Origin of the sequence: Candidatus Pantoea floridensis, from assembly GCF_900215435.1 — a bacterium.
Lineage (GTDB): Bacteria > Pseudomonadota > Gammaproteobacteria > Enterobacterales > Enterobacteriaceae > Pantoea > Pantoea floridensis.
In genome coordinates, this window is the sequence record NZ_OCMY01000002.1 from 591,055 (window position 1) to 614,758 (window position 23,704).

Here is a 23,704-nt window from a genome sequence, read left to right on the forward strand (position 1 = left end):
GTGAAATCTCTTATTTATGGCTTTCAGCCGTTGCTGAGTTATCAAATGCGGTAAGTTCATCGCTGCGCTTTTTGCCGTCGCGGAACAGAACAATAAAGGCGATGGTGATGATTACGATCATCACGCTACCGAACATCCACATGCCGGCCCAGTTAAAGGTTTGCCCGTTGTGCGGTGTGTCATAGGCAAACATTTCCTGCATCAGATACCCGCCAAGACGGTAACCCAACAGGCTGCCGATGCCCTGACAGGCAAGCGTGATAAGACCCTGCGCAGCATTACGCATCGCAACCGGTGCTTTCTTATCCACATAGATGTAGGCGGTGATGAAGTAGAAATCGTAGCTAACACCGTGCAGCAGAATGCCCATAAAGAGCAGACCGTAAGTCAGCATGTTTTGATCGCCGCCGAACACGAAGAACACATAGCGCAACGCAGCGGTGGTTAAACCTAGTAGCAGCACTTTGCCGATACCAAAGCGCTTGATGAAGAATGGCAACGCCAGCAGGAAGAAAATTTCTGATATTTGACCCAGCGTCATCCAGCCGGTGGCATGTGGCAAACCGACCTCCGTTAAATAACCTTCAGCAAAGATGTAATAGAACGCTAAGGGCATACTGAACAGGAACGAACAGACAAAGAAGACGAGGAAACTCCGATCTTTCAATAAATGCAGTGCATCGAGACCGAGCGCAACGCGAACACTGAATTTGCCGGTGCTTTTGGGTTCAGTTGCTGGCAATGTTAATGCAAATATGCCCAATATCAGCGAGCTTGCAGCGGTGATCAGTAACGGCACGTTACTTGCCGAGATGTCGCCATATCCCAGCAGTGGCGGCAGAAAGCCGCAGACAATACCCGATGCGATCCAGCCAAGGGTTCCCATTACGCGAATGCGTGGATAATCTCGTTCCACATCCGCAACGTGTGAAAATGCGATGCTGTTGGTCAACGCAATGGTTGGCATATAAGTCAGTGAATAGAGCAATAGCAGCGGGAAGAAGCCGCTAAAATGCGTTTGCTGGGCAGCAAAGAACATCAAAATTGCGCCAACGATGGTGAGAAGCGACAACACTTTTTGTGCCTGGAAAAAACGATCGGCCAGCGATCCCACAAGGATCGGAGACAATATGGCCGCTATTGAGGTACAGGCGTAGCACCAGGCAATCTCAATCGGCGAAAAGCCGTTTTTACTGAGAAATGCCCAGAGCGGTACAAACCATGCGCCCCAGATAAACCACTCTAAGAACATCATGAACGACAGTTTTGGGATTGTTGTTTTCATAAATAGGACTCCCCGGTGTAGGTGAGGCCAATCTAGCACCACAAATAATACCTTTATAATACCATTGGTGGATTTTTTGAACTCGCCCACAAGATTTTTAACCAGTGGGCAACCGCGTTGAGCAGGAAATAAGCGTTGAGGAGAAGGTGGTAAATGAGAAAGTCAGGGCGCGATAGCCGCGCCCTTGAAGGCTTAGCGGCGATTTTTCCACACTGTCTGAATGTTACAGAACTCGTGTACGCCAAAACTGGAGAGTTCACGGCCGTAACCACTTTTCTTCACTCCACCAATAGCCACTCGTGGATCGGATGCGCCGTTACCGTTGATGAATACGGCCCCGGTTTCCAGCTTTTCTGCCAGCTCATTAGCAACGGTTTCATTGCTACTCCACACGGTAGCGCTCAGACCAAATTCGCTGTTATTGGCGAGCTCCAGAGCGTGTTGTGCATCGCGAGCCACCGTTATGGCTGCAACCGGTCCAAAAATTTCTTGCTGAAACGCGGTCATTGCAGGAGTGACATCCGCGAGGATCGTCGGCGCATAATAGTTACCTGCGCCTTCAATTTTATGACCGCCTAAGACCAAACGAGCACCTTCCTGAAGGGTTTGCTGAACCTGATGATCCAATTCATCACGCAGATCGTAACGCGCCATCGGGCCGATGTAGGTTTCTTCGTCTAAAGGATCGCCGATCTTGAGTGCCTGCACCGCAGCGCTAAAACGCGCCTCAAACGCTTCTGCAACGCTCTCTTCAATAATGAAGCGCTTGGCCGCCATGCACACCTGTCCGGTGTTCTGGTAGCGTCCTGTGACCGCTGAGGCCACTGCTGCGTCCAGGTCGGCATCCGCAAGCACGATAAATGGATCTGCCCCACCGAGTTCTAATACGGTTTTCTTCAGTACCGCACCGGCTTGTGCCGCAATAGCTCCGCCAGCACGCACGCTGCCTGTAACCGCGACGGCAGCGATACGTGGATCTTTAATGGCCGCGGATACGCCTTCGTTATCGACGTTAATCACGGTAAAACCGCCTTTAGGCAGGTCGGTGGCATCAAACAATGATGACATTAAGTTGGCAGAGCCCATCACACTTGGAGCATGTTTCAATACATAGGTGTTACCTGCCAGCAGCATGCTGACTGCACCGCGCAGAACCTGCCAGTATGGGAAATTCCATGGCATAACCGCGAGGATCGCGCCGAGAGGCCGAAACGATTGCCATGCCTGCTGGTTTTCTACCAGTGTGGGTTTATCTGCAAGGATCGCTGGGCCGTGTTCGGCGTACCAGTCACAAAGGTTGGCACATTTCAGTACTTCTGCCCGCGCCTGAGCAATGGGTTTACCCATCTCTAACGTGGCCATTTTCGCCAGCTCATCCTGGCGCTGGCGGATCTGTTCAGCGAGCTGACGCAACACTTTCACACGCTGCGGCATGGCGGTATAACGCCATTCAGCAAATGCATCTGCGCTTTGTTGCAGTGAAGCCTCAAGTTCAGCAGGGCTTTGCAGTGTATAGGTTGCGAGGATTTCGCCGTTAGTGGGATTGCGTGAGATAACGTTGTCAGTCATGAAAGATGTCCTCGTCATAGTGAAGTGATGTTCAATGCCGTCCACCTTACGCCGGGCACAGGTTTCTTAAAAATGAATAATAATGAGGAAGTTGTTCATTTAATGAGAAGCTTCAGGATCTTTATCGCACACAACTGATGTTTTTAAGGGATCGGATGAGATGTTATAGCGATGACGCTGTTTTACCGTTATTGCCGCGCCAAAGCCGCTGCAGACTTGAACTTATTCAGTTATACAGTGAATAGATCTTAAAGAAAGATCATATAGAGATCTAAAAGAGATCCTAAGAGATCCCCAATCGTCGCAGCCCGCACCAGACAAGGCCTCAGAAGGTGATCGCGTTCACTATAATGAGTAAAGCATCCACTGTAGTCAGTAGTTTATTCACTATAGAGAGTAGAATGTTCACTATAAACAGTGTTAATGTTCACTGTAATCAGAAAACGACCCTTTTCATCCACAGAATGAAGATCTCAGGCTATGGCAGATAAAGAGAGTGAAAACAAGGCGTTACTCGAGCCTTTTCTGTCGGTGACAAAAAATAGTGGTGAAGTTATTCAACTCCACCCAAATAAAAATAACACCGTACAACCGGTCGCTTTGATGCGCCTGGGTCTGTTTGTTCCTACGTTGAAATCGACCGCGCGCGGTAAGTCAGGTGCGATGGCATCGACCGATGCGACGAAAGAGCTTAAGAACCTTTCATTAGTAAAATCAGAAGGTTATGAAAAGATTACCATCACTGGCGCACGGCTGGATATGGATAATGATTTCAAAACCTGGGCCGGCATCATTCAGTCTTTCTCTCGTTATCCCTCTAAGGGTGATACCGTGACGCTGCCATTTATTGATTTTGTTAAGATGTGTGGGATCCCATCAGCAAACTCGTCAGCCGCATTACGTAAGCGTCTGGACGCGTCTTTACGACGTATTGCGACCAATACCTTGTCCTTTGAAGGTAACGGTAAAGCCTACCACACTCACCTCGTGCAATCGGCGTATTACGATCGTGAAAAGGATCTGGTACGAATCCAGGCTGATCCAAAGCTATTTGAACTCTATAATTTCGACCACAAAGTACTGTTGCAGCTGCGCGCCATTTCGCGTTTGAAGCGCAAAGAGTCAGCGCAGGCGTTGTATACCTATCTAGAAAGTTTACCGACCAATCCGGCGCCAATTTCCCTTGCGCGTCTACGTATGCGTCTCAATTTGGGATCTAAGACCACAACGCAGAATCACGTAGTACGCCGTGCGATGGAGCAATTGAAAGAGATTGGCTATCTTGATTATTCGGAAGTGAAACGTGGTCGCTCGGTGTTCTTTATCATCCATAGCAGAACGCCAAAGCTGGATGGGATCAGTAATCTTGAAAGCATCGATTCGCTGGAAGATATCGAGTTCGAAGAGTGATCTCCCCCATTCACTGTAATCAGTAACCCCTCCTCCTGCAGTGTCACTTTTTTATACAAAAGTGACACCTGCTCTTTTCATAACGTTCACTGTAATCAGCAGTTATTTAGCTGTTCACTGTAATCAGTTGTGTTCACTATAATCAGTAATTCAGCTGTATCTCAATCCCATTATCTGTCGTGGAAGTGGTCATACTCCCATTATTACTGGGTTATATTGATAGTGAGTACTTACAAGGGCGCTGATATATTATCGCATAGTACCCTTCACTTCACGTTTACCGATCATAGTGAACGTTCAGATCACCAGCTAAAATTACTGATTACAGTGAATGATACCGATGACATTATTTACTGATTACAGTGAATTGTAATGGTTAACATAATGATTTATAGAATAAAAATATAATCCTCTTATTCGGGTTTACTGTAGTCAGTACCTTCCCTGTTAATACAAACAGTAAAAGTGACAGGGTTGGTCACAACACTGATTACAGTGAACATTAGCGATATCTCAACGCTATAGCGAAAAGAGATTACTGTTCGTCTTGGAAGAATGCTGGCGTCCTGAATCTGTGCGTCACGCTGTCACTGATTACAGTGAACGTTATAGTCATAGCGCCTGCCCTCCCCCTTTTGTGCACGTCCTGCCGTTTCACAGACTCGCCCAATTTTACTGAATACAGTGAACGTTCGGCTACATGCCGAACGAGTTGAATGTACTGATTACAGTGAACACTTGCAGCAATGCTCTGGAGTGGTGGATAGAACCACTAAGAAGTGCGTGCTGATTATAGTGAATGTACGCTTTCCTTTATCGCCTTCTCCCTTGCGATGAGTTCATCCAACGGTTAAGGCTTTAAACCTGATCTACTGAATACAGTGAATCTTTGCCGAAATTGTAAAACCACTTATTGCTGATTACAGTGAACGTTGTTCTCGATGTCATCACTTTTACTGATTACAGTGAATGGGCTTGTACAAGCCAACTTTGCTTTGCTGATTACAGTGAATGTTTAACCTGCCCTTGAGTGTGGTTTTACTGACTATAGTGAATCCCTGATACCTCCCCATTGCCAATGCTACTGATTACAGTGAACGTAGAAAAGGCGAAGAGATGATCATCAAGAGTTACTGATTACAGTGAACACAATCTCCAGGCTCTAACAGATGCTACTCAGGATTCATGCTTCTTCTTCGAAGTATGGCCACTGATTACAGTGAATGTTTATCAGATGATTGCTGATTATAGTGAACCTTTTACTGAATACAGTGAACGTTAAGGGAGCCTGGACAAGATTTGCTGATTACAGTGAATGTTCTCAGATTTCAGCCGCAACTGCCCTATTTCATGCTTACGGCAAGCAGTGACAAATAGAAGCGACTACTGATTACAGTGAACCTTTGATTCAATGAGCAAGTAATGCTCGGTTTAATTTTGAACAATAAAAGGCTGAAGACTAAAAGGTGTGCACTGATTACAGTGAATGTTTGGCTTAAATCGTTCTCAGCCAAGGTATTTCCTCAGAACTGAATGTTCCTGTGCAGAAGAGATATATTTGCCTCATGTGCAGGATTTATGTATAAAGTCATAAATCCTACATGTGTGGAGCAAGTATGGCTAACGATGAGAAGCAAGTTCTGAAAGTTGCACAACGTTCAGAAAGAATGCTGATGAGTTTGACCGAGCAAATTCAAGCGCAGAAAGAAGAGTTGCAGGAAAACACTTTTTATCAGGTTTACGCGAAAGCGGCGTTAGCCAAACTGCCAAAGCTAACGCGTGCGAGCGTTGATTACGCCGTTAATGAAATGGAAGAGAACGGTTATCCGTTCGATAAGCGTGCTGCAGGTAGCTCAACCAAGTATGCCATGTCGATTCAAAATATTATCGATATCTATCATCATCGCGGCGTACCCAAATATCGTGACCGCCACCCTGAAGCGTTCAGCATTTTTGTTGGTAATCTGAAAGGTGGAGTATCGAAAACCGTTTCTACGGTCTCTCTTGCTCACGCACTCCGCGCGCATCCACATTTGTTATTCGAAGATTTGCGCATTTTAGTTATCGATCTTGATCCACAATCTTCTGCAACGATGTTCCTGAACCACGAGCGTTCAGTAGGATTAGTTGAGGCAACTGCCGCCCAGGCTATGCTGCAAAACGTGAGCCGTGAAGAGTTACTTAACGAGTTCATCGTTTCATCAATTATTCCAGGCGTGGATGTGCTGCCCGCTTCTATTGATGACGCCTTCATCGCCTCACGGTGGGAAGAGCTGTGCGCCGCGCATTTGCCGGATCATAACGTCCATGCTGTGCTCTATGACAATGTAGTCGCCAAGCTGAAGCAGGATTACGACTTTATCTTTATCGATAGCGGACCGCATCTGGATGCCTTCCTCAAAAATGCCATTGCCGCTTCAGATTTGTTGATGACGCCGGTTCCACCCGCACAAGTGGATTTCCACTCTACGCTGAAGTATCTGACGCGCTTACCTGAGCTGATAGGCATCATTGAAGAATCGGGCGCGGCCTGCCGCTTGCAAGGCAATATCGGCTTCATGTCTAAACTGTCTAATAAAGCCGACCACAAGCTGTGTCACAGCCTGGCGAAAGAAATTTTTGGCGGCGATATGCTTGATGCAGCACTGCCGCGTCTGGATGGATTTGAGCGCTGTGGTGAGTCGTTTGACACCGTTATCTCAGCCAATCCATCAACCTATGTAGGCAGCACCGAAGCTTTAAAGAATGCGCGTTCAGCAGCGGAAGATTTCGCTAAAGCCGTATTTGACCGTATTGAATTCATTCGCCTGAACTGAGGTTATTATGAGCGCAAAAAGAATCACGATTGGCCGCACCTTCAGCCAAACTCCTTTGCAGACTGAGAAAAGCGCCGATGGCCATTCTCAGACTTTCATTCTTTCAACGGGTAAACGTGCGCTGTTCACGCTTGAGCACATCACCGCGAAAGAGATTGAAGAAAAAACCTTCGTTAAAATGGAAACCAATGGCCGCGATCAGTCTGGCCTAACCCCTGAATCACTGCGCGACATTATCCGCACCATCAAATTGCAGCAATTCTTCCCGGCAATAGGTGTGAAGCGCGATGATCGCATTGAAATTCTGGACGGCTCCCGTCGTCGTGCAGCCGCGTTGCATTGCAAAACTGGGCTGGATGTACTGGTCACAGAGGTTGCTATTACTGCTGATGAAGCGCGCCGGTTGGCTCAGGATATTCAAACTGCGCGTGAACATAACCTGCGTGAAGTGGGTATGCGTTTACTTTCCCTTAAGGACAGTGGCTTGTCACAAAAGGAAATTGCGCAGAGTGAAGGCTTATCGCAGGCTAAGGTTACCCGTGCCCTGCAGGCCGCTAGCGTGCCGCTGGAGCTGGTGACGTTGTTCCCTAATCACTCGGAACTCACCTATCCTGATTACAAAGCATTATTGCAGGCTTACGAGAAATTGCAGGAAACGGGCCAAACGGTAGATGCGCTGATCGATACCATCGGGATGGATGTCGATACTGTATGTGCACGTGATGGGTTAGCGGAAGATGAAGTCAAGAATGGAATTCTGCGCCTGGTGCGTAATGGCAGCCAAACGCTAATGCAGTCTCCAGCGAAAGATAAAGTTGTTGCCACCCCGCTTTGGAGCTTTGCCGATAAAGATCGCTTTGCGCGCAAGAAAACGCGCGGCCGCATGTTTAGCTATGAGTTTAACCGCCAGTCCAAAGAGTTGCAGGAAGAGCTGGATAGAGTGATTAACGAGACGCTCAATAAATACCTTAACCAGTGATGACAATGCCGCCTTCGGGCGGTTTTTATACCTTCTTCCACTCTCGCCAGCACTATTTCATCGCTAACTGTATGAATTATCGATTATCAGCGAAGAAATTTCAGCCTGAAATCGCCAACATTTCAAGCCTATCTACTTTGTCAGCATGGTTAAATTCACCAGAAATCTTTAACCTGCTGCGGCCTATTTAACCAGCTGAATGCTTAATCAGCTTCAATAGCACTATGCAAAGTTCCTCCAATTAGCATGCATGAAATTTCAAAGGCTCGCCATACTAATTTCATGTATAACTTAATGATTATAAGGTTTTTTTGTAATTAATTTCAGCCTGAAATCGCCCTGTATACGCTTTGGCACTGTTTCGCGATGATGCAATAAAAATTTATTAGCCAGATGATATGCAATGATTTATCCACAGAAAGCGTGGATAACTTTACTGTCCTGGCCTACTCAATGAGTGCCAACGCTGATGAAAACTGCCAAATCGCATCACGCACTCGCACCGGTTTATTAATCAGTCCCAACGCATAAAAACGGTCGGCAATTATCTGCTGTTCCTTTATGACTTCAAAAGCCATTGCACGGGTTTTATGACTGCGGCGCGTCAGTGCACGTTCCACTGCTGCCATTTCCAGCCCTAGCTCTTGCGCTAACATTGCAGATGCTTCGTGACGATGGCTATCTATGAACGAGCCAGTTTGCTGCAAGCTCTCCACCAGCTGTCTGAGAATATCATCGTGCTTTTCAACATAATCACGACGAGCAAGATAGAACTGGTGATTATTTACCTGCCCTTCACCATTAACTAAAATGCGCAGCTCAGGATTACTTTCTGCCGCGCTGAGTAGCGGGTCCCACATCATCCATGCATCAACCGAAACATAATCGCTAGCCGTCAAAGGATATTTTGGCGGAGTGTAGACCACTTTCAGTTCCTCCAGGCCGATTCCCGCTTCTTCCAGCAACTGCAGCAGTAACCAGTGAACGTTAGAACCTTTATTGACCGATATGCGTTTGCCGCGTAGATCCTCGACTGTGCGAATATCACTTCCGCGCGGCACAACAATACCCACGCTGCTCGGTGCGGGCGGTTCCCAGGCGATATAGGTCACACCGCTGCCGTTAGCTTGCGCGAAGATAGGAGGCACCTCTCCGGTGGTTCCAAAGTCGATCTCATTGTTTTGCAGTGCGTAGAGCAATTGTGGGCCAGCAGGAAATTCACTCCAGAGTACACTGATCCCCTGCTCAGCGAAGACGTGTTCCAGGCTTTGACGTGCTTTCAATACACCCAGATTGCCAAATTTTTGATAACCAATACGTAATTCTCGCTCTTCTTTACCCTGAATAAAGGCATTCGGTGGTGACAATGCCGCTTTGCGCCGTCCTTTAATCATTCCCTGATTTGCCAAATGCGTACGTAGGGTGTGCCGACTAATGCCCAATAGTGCCGCTGCCTGAGTTTGATTCTGGTCGGTCATTTCAAGCGCGTTACTAATCAGGCTATTGATGACGCGATCGAAGAGTTGCTGCGGCTGGCTGATCAGCTGTTGTTGCAGAAAACTGTCGAGAGTGGAATCTGACAACTCATGCAAGCCTCGTTCACTGTAACCAGCAATACGTAGTTGAGCGGGTGTTAATGTCTCTTCGCGGCTAAGCAGCACGGCATTATGTAAGGTATTTTCCAGCTCACGAATATTGCCGGGCCAGCTGTATTCCAGCAGCGCTTCCAAAGCATCTGGCGAGAGGTGTCTTGCAGGACGTCCGAGTCGGCGGGAATAGAGTGCGAGGAAATGTTGAGCCAGCAGTGGAATGTCTTCGCGACGCTGGCGCAGCGGAGGTAAAGGAACCACCGCAATATTGAGACGATAAAACAGATCTTCGCGGAAGCGCCGTTCACGGATCGCCTGCGCCAAATCAACGTGGGTAGCCGCAATCACGCGCACATCTACCTTTACTGATTTGCGTGAACCTACACGTGTGATCTCACGCTCCTGCAAAACGCGCAGCAGTTTAACCTGCAATGACGGACTCAGTTCACCGATCTCATCGAGCAGTAATGTTCCCCCTTGTGCCGATTCGAACCAGCCGGGATGCGCCTGCGTAGCACCGGTAAATGCCCCTTTCTCATGGCCGAACAGTTCCGCCTCAGCCAGGCTCTCGGTTAATGCGCCACAGTTAACCGCCAGGAAAGGGCCGTGGCGCCGTTGGCTATGATGATGCAAATAGCGCGCGACCACTTCTTTACCCGTACCGGTTTCACCGACTATCAGCACGGTTGCATCGGTTGGAGCGAATTTATCCAGCAGAGATTGGAACGCCAGTGAAGCCGGGTCGACCAGGCGTGGAGAATCGGTATGGTTGGCATAGGTGGTTAACATGGAGTCACTCCTTAAACAGCATAGCGCTAAGCTAAATGCTCACAGAGACTATTAACACCATGTAAAAAGCATAAGCTGTTGCATATGCAGCAATAGCTGTTGTGATTGAGTTGCAATTGCAACTGAGCAGTCAGCACTTATAAAAGGTAACTGGTTGAATTTAAGCGGTTATCATTATTTTCCAACCTGGCACGGATTCTGCTAATAGCTATATAACTAAATAAGCAGTTCAAATTGATCATTTTTTAATAAAGTTATATAGGAAAAGCATAATGGCCGATTCCGAGAACGATAAAATTAATGTCTTCTGGTTTTTACCGACACACGGCGATGGACGGTACCTGGGCACCGCTGAAGGCGGTCGCCCAGTCGATTTAGCCTATCTGCAGCAAGTTGCACTCGCCGCAGACAACCTCGGCTTTTACGGCGTGTTAATTCCAACGGGCAAAAGCTGCGAGGACTCCTGGCTGGTTGCATCGGCATTAGCGCCAATTACGCGTCGTCTGCGTTATCTGGTTGCGGTACGTCCCGGTTTGCAGCCGCCTACGCTCGCCGCACGTATGGCAACCACACTGGATCGTCTGTCTGAAGGCCGTTTACTGATTAATGTGGTGACAGGCGGTGATCCGATTGAGAACAAAGGTGATGGCATTTTCCTTAACCACAGTGAACGCTATGAGGTCACCAAAGAGTTTCTGGATGTCTATAGTCGGCTGATGCGTGGCGAGAAAGTGGATTACGAAGGAAAGCACATTCACGTTGAAGGGGCAGAAGTTCTGTTCCCGCCGGTACAGGAAAACGGTCCGCCGCTCTATTTTGGTGGTTCATCTGATGCCGCTATCGATGTTGCGGCGGAGCAGATTGATACCTATCTCACCTGGGGCGAACCGCCTGCGCAGGTGGCTGAGAAGCTGGAAGTGGTGCGTGCACGTGCGGCGCAGCGCGGGCGTAAGCTTGAATACGGTATCCGCTTGCACGTTATTGTGCGCGAGACCGAAGACGAAGCCAAAGCGGCGGCAGAGAAGTTGATCGCCCACCTTGATGAAGAGACTATCGCCCAGGCGCAGAAGATCTTTGCGCGTATGGATTCCGCCGGTCAGGCGCGTATGAGCGCCTTGCACAATGGCTCGCGCGATAATCTCTACATCTCGCCGAATTTGTGGGCGGGTGTGGGGCTGGTGCGTGGTGGAGCAGGAACCGCGTTAGTCGGCAGCCCTGAACAGGTAGCTGAACGGATACGCGAATATCAGGCATTAGGCGTAACCAACTTTATCCTGTCAGGTTATCCGCATCTGGAAGAAGCCCATCGCGTGGCTGAACTGTTGTTACCGCTGCTCCCTCTGGCGAACGGACAGCAGCAGCGCGCGCGCACCATTAATACCGGCCCGTTTGGCGAAACGATTGGCGGCGATAAGCGTCCTTCAAAACAGGCGAGCGCCAGCTAATGCAGGAGAAGGCAATGGCAACTGCACGGGTGATCATCGTCGGTGGCGGCTTCAGCGGTACGGCGCTGGCGATTCATCTCGCGCGTCAGTCGTCAACTGCGTTACAGATTACAGTGGTCGAACCGCGTCCCACTCTTGGCGGCGGTGTTGCCTATTCCACACCGGAACCTGCGCATCGCATTAATGTTCCCGCTGCGCGCATGCAACTCAGTGGGGAAGAGCAGGGCGCATTTGATCGCTGGTTTCGCAATCAGCCAGAATGTTCACTGGATTCAGCAGCCCATTGCGCTGACGGCGCTGTTTATCCGCAGCGCGGTATGTTTGGACGTTATCTGGCAGAACAGTTTGCTGCGGCGGCAAAAGCGCATCCACAGATTACACTGCGCCACATTCAGGCCAGTGCGGTCGCCTGGGAAGGAGAGCAGCTGTTACTCAGTAATGGTGAGGCGTTACAGGGAGACGTGCTGGCGCTGGCGGTAAGTCATCCGCCACCGTCGTTGCCGCGTGCGTTACGGCCTTTCACGTCACATCCCGGGTTGATTGCCAATCCGTGGCAGCATGGCGTTCTCGATGCCATCAAACCTGACGCATCAGTAGCGATCATCGGAAGCGGGCTCAGTATGGCAGATGTCGTGGCGTCGTTAGGCACCCGCCAGCATCAAGGCTCGCTCATCGCCTTCTCGCGCCGTGGGCAGCTTTCTCGTGACAATCTGAGCGGTGACTGGCCGGAGTGGACGCTGGCTCCGCAGATCGTCCCTACTGCCCGCGCGTGGCTTCATCACATTCGGGCGGAAGTGGTGCGTGCCGCCGAACAGCAGTTACCGTGGCAGCGCGTGCTGGATCAGGTGCGCGTGCAGGGGCAGGAGATCTGGCAATCGTTGCCGCTGCGCGAACAGCAGCGGTTTGCTCGTCATTTACGCTCGTGGTGGGATGTTCATCGCTACCGCATTGCGCCGCAGGTTTCCACCGTCATCCGTCAACGTCAGCAGCTGGGCAGCCTGAAGGTGCTGGCTGCGCGTCTTGACAATATCGCCGCAAAGGGCGATCGGTTAGCGATCGCGTTGCGCTTACGCAATGGCTCCGTGGAGACACACCATGTCGACCATTTAATTGTCACCACCGGGCCCGGACATGCCGCCTTAACCGCCAGCCAGCCGCTGCTGCAATCGTTGAGCCAGCAAGGTGTGATTCGCGCTGACCAATTGGGTTTTGGCATCGATGTAGATGGCCATTCGCATACGCTCAACCGCGAAGGCCAGCCAAACGCGCGCCTGTTTGTGGTTGGCCCGGCTGCACGAGCGCGCTTTGGTGAACTGATGGGCTTACCGCAGGTAGCCGATCACGCCGCCGACGTGGCGACTCAGATTTTAGAAGAGTTGCAAATCGCTCACGCCGAGCGATGTCCCCCTTCAGCGCTTTAATCTCTCAACATCCTAAAAATTAACTGACGAACGCCGGGTCGTAACACGATCACGGCCTCGCTATGGAGATTGCTATGCCATCGCAACGTGAAATACGCTTGAATGCATTTGATATGAACTGTGTCGGACACCAGTCGCCGGGCCTGTGGGCGCATCCGCGTGACCGCTCCTGGCAGTATAAAGATTTGGAATATTGGGTGGATTTAGCGCGCCTGTTAGAGCGCGGTAAATTCGATGGTCTGTTCATTGCCGATGTGCTTGGCATCTATGACGTATTAAACGGCAACGGCGATGCAGCTATTCGCCAGGCTACGCAGGTACCGGTTAACGATCCGCTGGCGTTGATCACGCCGATGGCGCTGGTTACGGAACACCTCGGATTTGGCCTTACCGCGTCGTTATCGTTTGAACATCCTTATCCGTTTGCACGCCGCCTGTCCACGCTCGATCACCTCACCAAAGGGCGCGTTGGGTGGAATATCGTGACTTCTTATCTTGAAAGCGGCGCACGCAATATCGGCCACAAGGCGCAAACCGATCACGATAGCCGTTACGATTACGCCGATGAATATCTGCAGGTGGTGTACAAGCTGCTGGAAGGCAGCTGGGAACAGGATGCCGTACTGCGCGATCGAGAGCGCCGTATTTTCAGCGACCCGAGCAAAATCCATCCTATCAATCATCAGGGTACCTTCTTCAACGTACCCGGTATTCACCTGTGCGAGCCTTCCCCGCAGCGCACACCCGTGTTGTATCAGGCCGGTGCTTCAAGCCGTGGCAAACAGTTTGCTGCTGAGCATGCCGAATGCGTATTCGTGGCGGCACCTTCAAAAGTGCTGCTGAAGAAAACCGTCGCGGATATCCGTCGCCGTGCCGTAGAGGCGGGACGCGATCCGTACAGTATTAAAATCTTCAATCTGCAAACCGTGATTGTTGGCGAAACCGATCTGGCGGCGCAGGCGAAATGGAAAGAGTACACCAACTGGGTCAGCTATGAAGGCGCGCTGGCGCTGGTATCAGGCTGGACCGGCATCGACTTTGGCCAGTATCAGCCGGACCAGGTATTGAAATATATCCACACCAATGCGATTCAGTCGGCGGTTGAAACCTTCTCCACCGCCGATCCCGATCGCCAGTGGACGGTTAAAGCGCTGGCGGATTGGGTTGGTATTGGCGGCTTTGGTCCATTGATTGTGGGTAGCGCGGAAACCGTCGCCGATGAGTTGCAGGGCTGGGTAGAGGATACCGACGTAGATGGCTTCAACTTTGCCTACGCGTTGACGCACGAAACCTTTGAAGATGTCGTTGAGCTACTGATTCCGGAACTGCAAAAGCGCGGCGTCTATAAAAAAGAGTACGTGCAGGGCACGCTGCGCGAAAAGCTATTCGCCGCCGGTCCACAGCTACAAGCGCCGCATCCGGGCGCGGGTTACCGCGTGAAAACCTCCGCGCCGCAGGAGGTCTCATGATCGAGATAGATCAGCTGAGTAAGCACTATCGCGCACCCGATGGGCGCCTAACCGAGGTGTTGCAATCCATCAATTTGCAAGTACCGCAGGCCAATATCACGGCAGTAGTGGGGCCAAGCGGTGCGGGAAAATCCACGCTCGCGAAGTGCATCAGCCTGCTGGAGCAACCGAGCTCGGGCAGTATTCGCGTCAACGGCAGCGATCTCTCCCGGCTGGATGGCGAAGCGCTGCGCCAGGCGCGTCGCTCAATCGGCACGGTGTTCCAGTCTTCCGCGCTGCTACAACGCAAAACGGCGTGGGAAAACATCGCTTTACCTCTGCGCTATCTCGGCGTGGTGGATCGCGATATTACCGCACGCGTCGGTGAACTGCTGGAGAGCGTTGGCCTCAGTCACAAAGCCAAAGCCTATCCCAGCCAGCTTTCCGGCGGCCAGCGTCAGCGTATCGGCATCGCACGTGCGCTGGCGCTGCGTCCGACGGTTCTGCTGGCGGATGAAGCGACTTCCGGACTCGATCCTGAAGCCACGGTAACCATCCTCGATCTGCTGAAAAAGCTGCGTGATGACTACAAGTTGGCGATTGTGCTAATCACCCATGAAATGGACGCGGTACGTCAGGCTGCCGATGCGGTGGCAGAAATCCGCGACGGCCAGATTGTGCAGTACGGCGTGGTGAAAGCGTTGCTGGCGCAGCCTGACTCTGCGCTGGGCCAGCGGTTGCTCCCGCTGGCAGCACAAGCGAGTGATGCCGAGCTGGTGTTGCAGCTCAGTTATCGCACCGATGTGCCGGTCACCAGCGACTGGATCTCACGTCTTAGTCAGCAGTTCGGTTTACGCATTGATTTACTCGGCGCGCACGTTGAGCAGGTTAACGGTTTGCAAGCTGGACGCCTGCAGGTGGGCATTCACTTCCAGCATGAGCGTCTCCCGCTGGCACGTTTACTGGCCCAGTTTGAGCAGCTGGGCCTGATAGCCAGCGTTTCCGGCAGCGTATTGCCATTGAGGGAGGCAGTATGAGCGTATCGGTAATGAGCCAGGATACACCGTGGCCAGAGATTCCGGCATTAATGCTGCCCGCGCTTGGCGAAACGGCATTGATGGTGGTTATCGTGATGCTCTTTGTGGTCACGTTCGGCGGCGTGGTGGGCGTAGTACTGTTTAACACCTCGGCACGCGGTCTGTTCCCGCATCGTGGCATTCATCGGGTGCTGAGTTGGATCGTCAACATGGGCCGTTCGCTGCCGTTTCTGGTGCTAATGGCGGCTATCATTCCGTTTACCTTCTGGCTGACGGGCACCACCATCGGTATTCCGGCGGCGGTGGTGCCGATGATTGCCGCAGGTATTCCATTCTTTGGTCGGCTGGTGGATAACGCACTGCGCGAACTGCCCGGCGAAGTGACGGCCGTTGGCCTGGTATGCGGTGGTTCGCGCTGGCAAATCATCCGTTCGGCTCAGCTCAGTGAAGCGCTGCCGGCGATTGTCGCCGCCGTCACGTTGAACCTGATCTCCATGATTGAGTACTCCGCCATTGCCGGCACCATCGGCGCGGGCGGCATTGGTTATCTGGCGGTAGTGTACGGCTACCAGCGCTTCGACAACCACATCATGATCGCCACCATCGTGGTGCTGATCGCGCTTATTCAAACGATTCAATTTCTCGGCGACCGTTTGGTCACCGCATTACGTCATCCCCAGGGGACATCGCTATGACAACACAAGATTTTGAGCTGCGGAAGACGCGGCGCTGGCCATGGTTGCTACTGATTATAGTGGTCGTTGTGCTCGCCGCAGGCGGGTGGTTCTGGCGCAGCCAGCAGCCGCAGGCCGTGGTATTTGGCAGCACGTTAAAAATACATTTTGAGCCAGCGATGGCGGGCGAGCAGAAGCTGATTGAATACGTCGGTGAGCACATCGCGCCGGATTATGGTTTGAAACTCGAAGCCGTGGGCGTGCAGGACCCGGTGCAGGCGGACCGCGCGGTAGCGGAAGGGCAATATGCCGCCACGGTGTATCAGCATCAGTGGTGGTTGAAGCAAGTAGTAGATGCCAACGGCTTCGCGCTCACGTCGGCACTGCCGCTGTTCCAGTGGGCGTTTGGTATTTACTCCGATCGTTACAAATCAGTGGCGGATTTACCGCAGGGCGCAACGATTGTCGTACCGGATGACGGCGCCAATCAGGGGCAGGCACTCTGGTTACTGGCGCGTCAGGGTTTAATCACGCTGGATCCAAATGTCGAGCCGCGCACCGCGAAGCTAAAGAATATTGTCGGCAACCCACATGGATTTGTTTTTAAAGAGCTTGATCTGTTGACTATGCCGCGTGCGCTGAATTCGGTTGATGCGGCGATTGGCTACGTGTCGCAGTTTGATGCCGGTAAGGTGCCGCGCGAGAAAGGCATTCTCTTCCCACCTGCGCCGCGCACTTTTGCCTCGCAGCTGGTAATCGGCACGCCGTATCTGGACCAGGAAAACATCGAGAAGCTAAAAAAAGCGTTCTCCGATCCGCGCGTACAGCAATGGCTGAAGACTACCGACGATCCGCTGGTGAAAGGGGTGTTGGTGCCGGTTTCTGCTGACTAATCTGCAGGTTAACCCATCCCCCGGACTCGCCGTGCGCGTCCGGGTTTTTTTGTTTGGTTTTTTATTTAACTAATTGATATTTATGTAAATTAATATCAATAAATGTTGTTTTGGCGCGGCTTAATAAGCGTTTATAACTCCCTCACCTGCACTACAAAACAACAACGTGAGGCGTTATGAGTTCTCTTCCTTTAGAAAACACCATCCCGGTTTCAGAACCGGTCCGTTCGGTCAGTGATGTGGCAAGACTGATCAACACCCGCAGTAAAACCAACAATTATGCGCGAATGATTGTATTCCTCGCGCTCGGCGGCGTATTTCTTGACGCCTACGATCTCACCACGCTGTCTTACGGTATTGACGATGTGGTGCGCGAGTTTCAACTCTCACCGCTGCTGACCGGTTTGGTTACATCATCAATTATGGTTGGCACCATTGTCGGCAACCTGGTCGGCGGCTGGCTGACGGACAAATATGGCCGCTATTCGGTGTTTATGGCCGATATGCTGTTCTTTGTCGTCTCGGCAATTGCCGCAGGATTAGCGCCAAACGTGTGGGTGTTGATTGGCGCGCGTTTCCTGATGGGCGTCGGCGTAGGTATCGATCTGCCAGTGGCTATGTCCTATCTGGCGGAATTTTCCAAATTTGCCGGTAAAGGCAACAAAGCAGCGCGACTCGCTGCCTGGTGCCCGATGTGGTATGCCGCTTCTACGCTCTGCTTCCTGCTGATCTTTGCGCTCTATTTCCTACTGCCGAAAGATCATCTTGATTGGTTGTGGCGTGCGTCGCTGCTGTTCGGTGCGGTGCCCGCGCTGTTGATCATCGCAGTGCGCAGCAAGTTTATGAACGAGTCGCCGTTGTGGGCCGCTAATCAGGGCGATCTCAAGTCGGCTGTGCGTATCCTGCGCGACTCCTATGGTATTCATGCCCATGCAGCCGAACCGGAAGCGCCACCAGCTGCTGCCGCGCCGAAGGTCAGCTTCCGCGTGCTATTCCAAAAACCCTGGCGTGAACGCACCATCGTCGCGGGCGTGATGAACATTTGCATCTCATTTGAATACACCGCAATTGCCTTCTTCCTGCCGTCGATTCTCGCGCAGTTCCTGGGAGCGGGGGTGTTTGAAACTATTTCGGCGTCGCTTGGCCTCAATGCGTTGTTTGCCTTTACTGGCGGTCTGCTCGGTATGCGTCTGGCGTGGAAATATCCGTCGCGCCACGTGGCAATTGCCGGATTTGCACTGCAGTTCTTTGCGCTGATTGCGCTGGCGTTGATTGGTCATCCTGAAGCGATTGCCGGTATTGTTTTCGCCATCCTGATGCTTGGCCTGTGGCTGTTTGCCGAAGGTTTTGGTCCCGGCGCGCAGCTGATGGTTTATCCGGCGCTTTCCTATCCCACTTCTATTCGCGCCACCGGCGTGGGCTTTAGTCGTGCGCTCTCAGGCATTGGTAGCGCACTGGCGCTATTTATTCTGCCGCTTCTGCAGGCGGCACTTGGCACCAATATGTTCTGGGTGGTTTCACTGGCAGCAATTATTCCGATCTTCTTCCTGCTGGCGGTGCGCCACGAGCCTACGCGCCATGACATCGATGATCTTTCACATCAGGAGTGAACCATGAGCTTATTAGTGACAGAAACCCATTACGACACGCTGGCTGCGCATTTCCGTCCGGTGTTTGCGCGCATCGCACAAGGTGCGGTGGAACGCGAGCATGTGCGCACTTTGCCCCATCAACCCATCACCTGGTTGAAAGAGGCGGGGTTCGGCACGGTGCGGGTTCCGAAAGATAAGGGCGGGTGGGGCGCATCGCTGCCGCAGCTGTTCCAGCTGCTAATCGAGCTGGCGGAAGCTGACTCTAATCTGCCACAGGCGCTGCGCGCACATTTTGCGTTTGTTGAAGATCGACTCAACCAGCCGGATAGCCCAGAGCGTGATGGCTGGTTCCGCCGCTTTATTGATGGTGAGCTGGTGGGCAGCGGTTGGACGGAAATTGGCGCGGTAAAACTGGGTGATGTGATTACCCGGGTCACTCCTGGTGAAGCGGGCTGGACGCTGAACGGCGAGAAGTTTTACAGCACCGGTACGTTGTTCGCCGACTGGATTGACGTCTATGCACGCCGCAACGACAACCAGGGCGATGTTATCGCTCTGGTGAACACTCACCAACCCGGCGTCACGCGTGAAGATGACTGGGACGGATTTGGCCAGCGCTTAACCGGCAGCGGCACCACGCGTTTCGCCAATGCCCATGTTGAGCAGGAGCACGTCTATGATTTCGCGACGCGTTTCCGCTATCAGACTGCTTTTTATCAGCATGTGTTGTTAGCGACGCTTGCAGGAATCGGCCGCGCGGTGGCGCGAGATGGCGCACAATCGGTGGCAGCGCGCAAGCGAGTTTACAGCCATGGCAACGCGGGGGCGGCACGTCAAGATGCGCAGCTATTGCAGGTGATCGGCGAAATCACCAGTCTGGCGTTTGCAGTCGAAGCCACGGTAATTCGCGCGACCCATTCACTGCAATCAGCATATGTTGCGCATGTGAGCAGCGATGAGGCGCAAATCGTGGCGGCGAATGTGTTGGCTGAAGCCGAAGCGGGCCAGGCACAGGTGATAGCCAGCGAGCTGGTCACGCGCGCAGCGACCGAGTTGTTTAACGCTTTGGGGGCATCCGATACGCGCGTCAGCAAGGCGCTGGATCGCCACTGGCGCAATGCACGAACTGTCTCGTCACATAATCCGGTGGTCTATAAGGCGCGTGATATCGGTGACTGGAAAGTGAATGGCACCGCACCCACCAGCATCTGGCAGATTGGCGCGGGAGAGGGCTGATAAATGCAGGTGCGCGTCATGCGCACCGTACCAAAGCCTTGCTAAATAATCCCGGGGTCACCATTCATGGCGTAATACCGCTCAGTTAACAGATGAAAAACCTTGTTAACAAGCGCACCTTCCGTAGCGGCGCAATTCATTGCGCGATAAATCGCGCCGCTACGGAAGGTGCGCTGATTTGATACCGTGCTTAACTGGTCGGCATTACGCCATTCATGGCGACCAGTCAGTAATGACTTACTTCTTATCCAGTGACCAGGTTGCGCTGCGCACATCCACTTTCACTGGCAGCAAGCCAACTCGCGTAAAGGTATCCGCTAACGCCTGCTGTTCGTCAAACACCTGCGGTGTCATGCGCGATGCGCCATATGGCAGACGCTTTAAGGTGGTTTGCCAGATGGTTTTATCCAGCCCGGTGGACTTTGACAGAATCGCGGCGGCTTCATCCTGGTTCTTATTCGCCCAGTCGCTCAGCTTGCTCAGCTCATCTACGACCTGCTTAGCAGTATCAGGATGGCCGTCGGCAAACGGACGGCTGGCGAGATAGAAGGTGTAATGCGGTACTAAGCCTTCGGCATTGCGGATTTCACGGGCATCGGCGTTCGCTTCCACTTCAGCAAGGTACGGATCCCAAATCACCCACGCATCAATCGCACCTTTCTGGAAAGCGGCGCGGGCATCGGCGGGTGGCAGATACACCGGCTTAACATCTTTGTAGTTAAGCCCAGCGTCTTCCAGCGCCTTCACCAGCAGGTAGTTCACATCAGAGCCTTTGTTTAGGCCAACGCGTTTACCTTTCAAATCAGCCACACTTTTAATTGGCGAATCCTTTGGCACCACAATCGCTTCGGTTTTGGGATTTGCTGGCGAATGGCCGAGATAGATCAAGTCTGCTTTTGCCGCCTGCGCGAAGGCGGGTGGTGCATCGCCCGTCGCCGCCAAATCAATGCTGCCAACGTTTAACCCTTCCAGCATTTGCGGGCCCGCCGGGAATTCTACCCAACGAATAGTGATACCTTCTTTTTTGAAGGTTTCATCTAGCGTGCCGCGGTATTTCAGCAGCGCAAAGATATTGGCTTTTTGATAGCCGATGGTAACGGTCTCTGGATTAGCGGCAAAGGCGTGTGTGGAGAGCAGGCCAACGCTGAGCGCCAACGCGCTCAGGACAGGAAGTTTTACTTTCATGATGTTTCTCTCGTGGTTTTTTTGCCACCTTAGCAAAGCGCTTATATAACCAATAAATAACTAATTTCGATCGCTTATAACTGATTTTTATGTGATCTGGATCATTCACTGTAGTCAGCATTCAGCGTGTCGTGGAGACAACGATTTCCATAGATGCCCATATAATTAGCACGGTAATAATTTGTATAACAAATCAAAATGCCATTGCGAAAAGCTTCTGTCAGGATAAGCAATTCCGCTGCCGGCATAAGGTTTTATCTGTTCTATGAAGTGGTTTTCAAAAAGCGCAGTGCTGTTCTCTGCCAAAACATGTCTTGCTGCCTTTCTGGCTTTTTATATCGCTCTGGAACTCAATCTCGATAAACCGGCCTGGTCACTGACTACAGTGTACGTTGCCTCGCAGCTTTACTCGGGATCGACGGTGTCGAAATCCATTTTCCGCTTCTTCGGTACGCTTTTGGGGGGCTTGTTCACACTGCTGGTTTATCCCGCCACGGTGCAGGATCCGCTGCTTTTCAGCCTGTGTATTTCGCTGTGGGTGGCGGTATGCCTCTACCTTTCTCTGCACGATCGCACGCCGAAAAGCTATGTATTTATGCTGGCAGGCTACAGTGCGGCGATCATGGGCTTTCCGGACGTGGTTTCCCCTTCGGCCATTACTTACACGGTGATTTCGCGTATTGAGGAGATTACCGTGGCGATCGTTTGCAGTAGCCTGGTACATCGGCTGCTCTGGCCCGTTTCGATGCGCAATCTGTTGGAGCAGAGCGTCAACCTGTGGTTTCAGAACGCGCGCAAACTCTGCAGCGAACTGGTTACCGCCATGCCCGCCGAGAAGTCGGTGGAGCGCGACGATATTTTGGTGCAGATGGCTAACTATCCGCTCAACGTTGAAACGCTGATTACCCACTGCGTCTATGAAGGCGATGCGGCGCGGCGGCTGGTGCGCCTCGTCAGCGTGCAGTATCAGCATCTGTCATATTTCATTCCAACGCTGACAGCCATCGAATCGCGTCTTAATCTGCTCGCGCAGCAGCAGATTCGTTTTCCTGAGTATGTAGCTGAAGTGTTCCAGCAATTTTTACTGTGGCTTAACGGTGAGGAGCAACTGCCGGTGCGCGATAAGCTCGCTGCCGCGCAAGAGCAGCTGAAACATGCATGGCAGGAGGGCAGGTTTAATAGCGAAGAGACTATTTTGCTGATTGGTTTACTGGAACGGCTGCTCAATTTTGTGCGCATCGTCGATGCCTATCAAAGCGTTAGCGAGCGGGTGAGTGAATGGACACCGGCAGTTAAAGCGGGAAAAATGGCGCGTGCGCACAAGCACGTTGATAAAGGGTTATTGCTGCTGTCGTCATTCACCGCGTTTATCGCCACTTTCGCGACCTGCCTGTTCTGGATTGGCAGCGGTTGGTCCGATGGGGCGACTGCGCCGATGATGGCAGCCGTGCTGTGCTCGTTTTTTGCTGGCATGGACAGTCCTATCGCGCCCATGAAGCTGTTTCTTAAAGGTGTATTAATATCGATGGCGATCAGCCTGATGTATATCACGCTGTTCATTCCGCAGGCCGTGACCTTTGAGGCGTTAGTGATTTGCCTTGCGCCGGGTTTGCTGGCGTTAGGTTTGGTTATCGCCAATCCTGCTACCAATCTGATTGGCCTGATTGTCGCCACGCAAATCCCCGGACTAATCGGTATGAGCCACCATTTCAAACCCGATCTGCAGCTTATAGTGAATGCCATGCTGTCAACGCTGGTAGGCATTGCCTTTGCGTTGGTGATCACGGCGCTGATCCGTAACAAGCGTCCTTCGTGGACTGCCAAACGTGCAGTGCGCAAAGGGATCCGCGAGCTGCTGCACTTTATCGCCACGGTGCGTCTTAACAGTGTGACCCTGACGGCGCGTCAGCAGTTTGTGTCGCGCACGCTGGATAAGGTCAACATCATCCTGCCGCGTAAACGTGTCGATCCGGCTCCGGATTTAGTCTCCGGCGGTAATCTGATCGCCGAAGCCTGGCTGGGCGCGAACTGTTACGACTACTACACGCGCCATCGTGAACTTTTGCTGGCACATCATATTGAGAGCGCGGCGATGTTCCATGAACTCAGCCAGTTTTTGAAGCGTCGGTTGAAGTCGTTACAAAGCTCACCGCAGCCGCAACTGCTGGCAGAACTCAATACGTTGCTGTTACGTCTTGAAGCGGCAGCGATACAGGAAAATAGGCTGTTTGCGCCGATGTTCCACCTGTTCAATATCCGTTTATCGTTGTTTCCTTCAGCGCGTTGGCCGGAAATCCCGTACAGTGCTGAGCAGGGCATTTAAAATGGAGTTAAGC

General features: G+C 52.0%; 16 protein-coding genes. 12 read left to right on the plus strand and 4 right to left on the minus strand.

The annotated features are described in order from the left end of the window. Nucleotides 1–10 precede the first annotated feature (10 nt). On the minus strand, nucleotides 11–1,285 hold the full coding sequence (locus tag CRO19_RS23380; protein WP_097098217.1) for a nucleoside permease: 1,275 nt from the start codon (nucleotides 1,283–1,285) through the stop codon (nucleotides 11–13). 192 nt (nucleotides 1,286–1,477) lie between these two features. After that, nucleotides 1,478–2,854: an aldehyde dehydrogenase family protein gene (locus tag CRO19_RS23385; RefSeq protein WP_097098218.1), complete on the minus strand. Its 1,377-nt coding sequence runs from the start codon at nucleotides 2,852–2,854 to the stop codon at nucleotides 1,478–1,480. Between the two features lie 480 nt (nucleotides 2,855–3,334). Here CRO19_RS23385 and CRO19_RS23390 point away from each other — a divergent pair, with 480 nt between their 5' ends. From CRO19_RS23390 to CRO19_RS23400, 3 genes are all read left to right on the plus strand, one after another. Beyond that, the gene (locus CRO19_RS23390; RefSeq protein ID WP_007886110.1) at nucleotides 3,335–4,264 is read left to right on the plus strand and encodes a RepB family plasmid replication initiator protein; all 930 of its coding nucleotides are present in this window, start codon (nucleotides 3,335–3,337) and stop codon (nucleotides 4,262–4,264) included. A gap of 1,616 nt (nucleotides 4,265–5,880) precedes the next feature. Next, nucleotides 5,881–7,080 (plus strand): AAA family ATPase, encoded by a 1,200-nt coding sequence (locus CRO19_RS23395; RefSeq protein WP_097098219.1) that lies wholly within the window; start codon nucleotides 5,881–5,883, stop codon nucleotides 7,078–7,080. Between the two features lie 7 nt (nucleotides 7,081–7,087). Further along, nucleotides 7,088–8,059 carry a ParB family protein gene (locus CRO19_RS23400; RefSeq protein ID WP_097098220.1) on the plus strand — a complete coding sequence of 324 codons (972 nt, stop codon included), beginning with the start codon at nucleotides 7,088–7,090 and terminating at the stop codon, nucleotides 8,057–8,059. Between the two features lie 446 nt (nucleotides 8,060–8,505). On the opposite strand, the gene CRO19_RS23405 is transcribed toward CRO19_RS23400, so the two are convergent. Then, the gene (locus CRO19_RS23405) at nucleotides 8,506–10,437 is read right to left on the minus strand and encodes a sigma-54-dependent Fis family transcriptional regulator (protein ID WP_097098221.1); all 1,932 of its coding nucleotides are present in this window, start codon (nucleotides 10,435–10,437) and stop codon (nucleotides 8,506–8,508) included. 272 nt (nucleotides 10,438–10,709) lie between these two features. Here CRO19_RS23405 and ssuD point away from each other — a divergent pair, with 272 nt between their 5' ends. From ssuD to CRO19_RS23445, 8 genes are all read left to right on the plus strand, one after another. After that, nucleotides 10,710–11,882 (plus strand): FMNH2-dependent alkanesulfonate monooxygenase, encoded by a 1,173-nt coding sequence (gene ssuD / locus CRO19_RS23410; protein WP_097098222.1) that lies wholly within the window; start codon nucleotides 10,710–10,712, stop codon nucleotides 11,880–11,882. A 14-nt stretch (nucleotides 11,883–11,896) separates the two neighbouring features. Beyond that, nucleotides 11,897–13,303, plus strand: coding sequence for an FAD/NAD(P)-binding protein (locus CRO19_RS23415; protein ID WP_097098223.1), 1,407 nt, complete (start codon nucleotides 11,897–11,899; stop codon nucleotides 13,301–13,303). Nucleotides 13,304–13,377: 74 nt separating this feature from the next. After that, on the plus strand, nucleotides 13,378–14,772 hold the full coding sequence (locus CRO19_RS23420) for an LLM class flavin-dependent oxidoreductase (RefSeq protein ID WP_097098224.1): 1,395 nt from the start codon (nucleotides 13,378–13,380) through the stop codon (nucleotides 14,770–14,772). Beyond that, entirely contained in the window at nucleotides 14,769–15,788 is a 1,020-nt protein-coding gene (locus CRO19_RS23425) for a methionine ABC transporter ATP-binding protein (protein ID WP_097098225.1), read from the plus strand. The genes CRO19_RS23420 and CRO19_RS23425 overlap by 4 nt, the downstream gene beginning before the upstream one ends. Continuing rightward, nucleotides 15,785–16,483, plus strand: coding sequence for a methionine ABC transporter permease (locus CRO19_RS23430; RefSeq protein ID WP_097098226.1), 699 nt, complete (start codon nucleotides 15,785–15,787; stop codon nucleotides 16,481–16,483). Before CRO19_RS23425 ends, CRO19_RS23430 begins: the two co-directional genes overlap by 4 nt. Further along, nucleotides 16,480–17,355, plus strand: coding sequence for a MetQ/NlpA family ABC transporter substrate-binding protein (locus tag CRO19_RS23435; protein ID WP_097098227.1), 876 nt, complete (start codon nucleotides 16,480–16,482; stop codon nucleotides 17,353–17,355). The genes CRO19_RS23430 and CRO19_RS23435 overlap by 4 nt, the downstream gene beginning before the upstream one ends. A gap of 176 nt (nucleotides 17,356–17,531) precedes the next feature. Beyond that, the gene (locus CRO19_RS23440) at nucleotides 17,532–18,965 is read left to right on the plus strand and encodes an MFS transporter (RefSeq protein ID WP_097098228.1); all 1,434 of its coding nucleotides are present in this window, start codon (nucleotides 17,532–17,534) and stop codon (nucleotides 18,963–18,965) included. 3 nt (nucleotides 18,966–18,968) lie between these two features. Continuing rightward, nucleotides 18,969–20,183, plus strand: a complete 1,215-nt coding sequence (locus CRO19_RS23445) for an acyl-CoA dehydrogenase family protein (RefSeq protein WP_097098229.1) — start codon at nucleotides 18,969–18,971, stop codon at nucleotides 20,181–20,183. Between the two features lie 237 nt (nucleotides 20,184–20,420). On the opposite strand, the gene CRO19_RS23450 is transcribed toward CRO19_RS23445, so the two are convergent. Continuing rightward, on the minus strand, nucleotides 20,421–21,368 hold the full coding sequence (locus tag CRO19_RS23450; protein WP_097098230.1) for a sulfonate ABC transporter substrate-binding protein: 948 nt from the start codon (nucleotides 21,366–21,368) through the stop codon (nucleotides 20,421–20,423). Between the two features lie 265 nt (nucleotides 21,369–21,633). Between CRO19_RS23450 and CRO19_RS23455 the strand changes: the two genes are divergently transcribed. Beyond that, nucleotides 21,634–23,691 (plus strand): FUSC family protein, encoded by a 2,058-nt coding sequence (locus tag CRO19_RS23455; RefSeq protein ID WP_097098231.1) that lies wholly within the window; start codon nucleotides 21,634–21,636, stop codon nucleotides 23,689–23,691. Nucleotides 23,692–23,704 lie beyond the last annotated feature (13 nt).

Coding starts and splice junctions, on each gene's coding strand:
- CRO19_RS23380 (WP_097098217.1), bottom strand. CDS start 1,285: ATGAAAACAACAATCCCAAAACTGTCGTTCATGATGTTCTTAGAGTGG.
- CRO19_RS23385 (WP_097098218.1), bottom strand. CDS start 2,854: ATGACTGACAACGTTATCTCACGCAATCCCACTAACGGCGAAATCCTC.
- CRO19_RS23390 (WP_007886110.1), top strand. CDS start 3,335: ATGGCAGATAAAGAGAGTGAAAACAAGGCGTTACTCGAGCCTTTTCTG.
- CRO19_RS23395 (WP_097098219.1), top strand. CDS start 5,881: ATGGCTAACGATGAGAAGCAAGTTCTGAAAGTTGCACAACGTTCAGAA.
- CRO19_RS23400 (WP_097098220.1), top strand. CDS start 7,088: ATGAGCGCAAAAAGAATCACGATTGGCCGCACCTTCAGCCAAACTCCT.
- CRO19_RS23405 (WP_097098221.1), bottom strand. CDS start 10,437: ATGTTAACCACCTATGCCAACCATACCGATTCTCCACGCCTGGTCGAC.
- ssuD (WP_097098222.1), top strand. CDS start 10,710: ATGGCCGATTCCGAGAACGATAAAATTAATGTCTTCTGGTTTTTACCG.
- CRO19_RS23415 (WP_097098223.1), top strand. CDS start 11,897: ATGGCAACTGCACGGGTGATCATCGTCGGTGGCGGCTTCAGCGGTACG.
- CRO19_RS23420 (WP_097098224.1), top strand. CDS start 13,378: ATGCCATCGCAACGTGAAATACGCTTGAATGCATTTGATATGAACTGT.
- CRO19_RS23425 (WP_097098225.1), top strand. CDS start 14,769: ATGATCGAGATAGATCAGCTGAGTAAGCACTATCGCGCACCCGATGGG.
- CRO19_RS23430 (WP_097098226.1), top strand. CDS start 15,785: ATGAGCGTATCGGTAATGAGCCAGGATACACCGTGGCCAGAGATTCCG.
- CRO19_RS23435 (WP_097098227.1), top strand. CDS start 16,480: ATGACAACACAAGATTTTGAGCTGCGGAAGACGCGGCGCTGGCCATGG.
- CRO19_RS23440 (WP_097098228.1), top strand. CDS start 17,532: ATGAGTTCTCTTCCTTTAGAAAACACCATCCCGGTTTCAGAACCGGTC.
- CRO19_RS23445 (WP_097098229.1), top strand. CDS start 18,969: ATGAGCTTATTAGTGACAGAAACCCATTACGACACGCTGGCTGCGCAT.
- CRO19_RS23450 (WP_097098230.1), bottom strand. CDS start 21,368: ATGAAAGTAAAACTTCCTGTCCTGAGCGCGTTGGCGCTCAGCGTTGGC.
- CRO19_RS23455 (WP_097098231.1), top strand. CDS start 21,634: ATGAAGTGGTTTTCAAAAAGCGCAGTGCTGTTCTCTGCCAAAACATGT.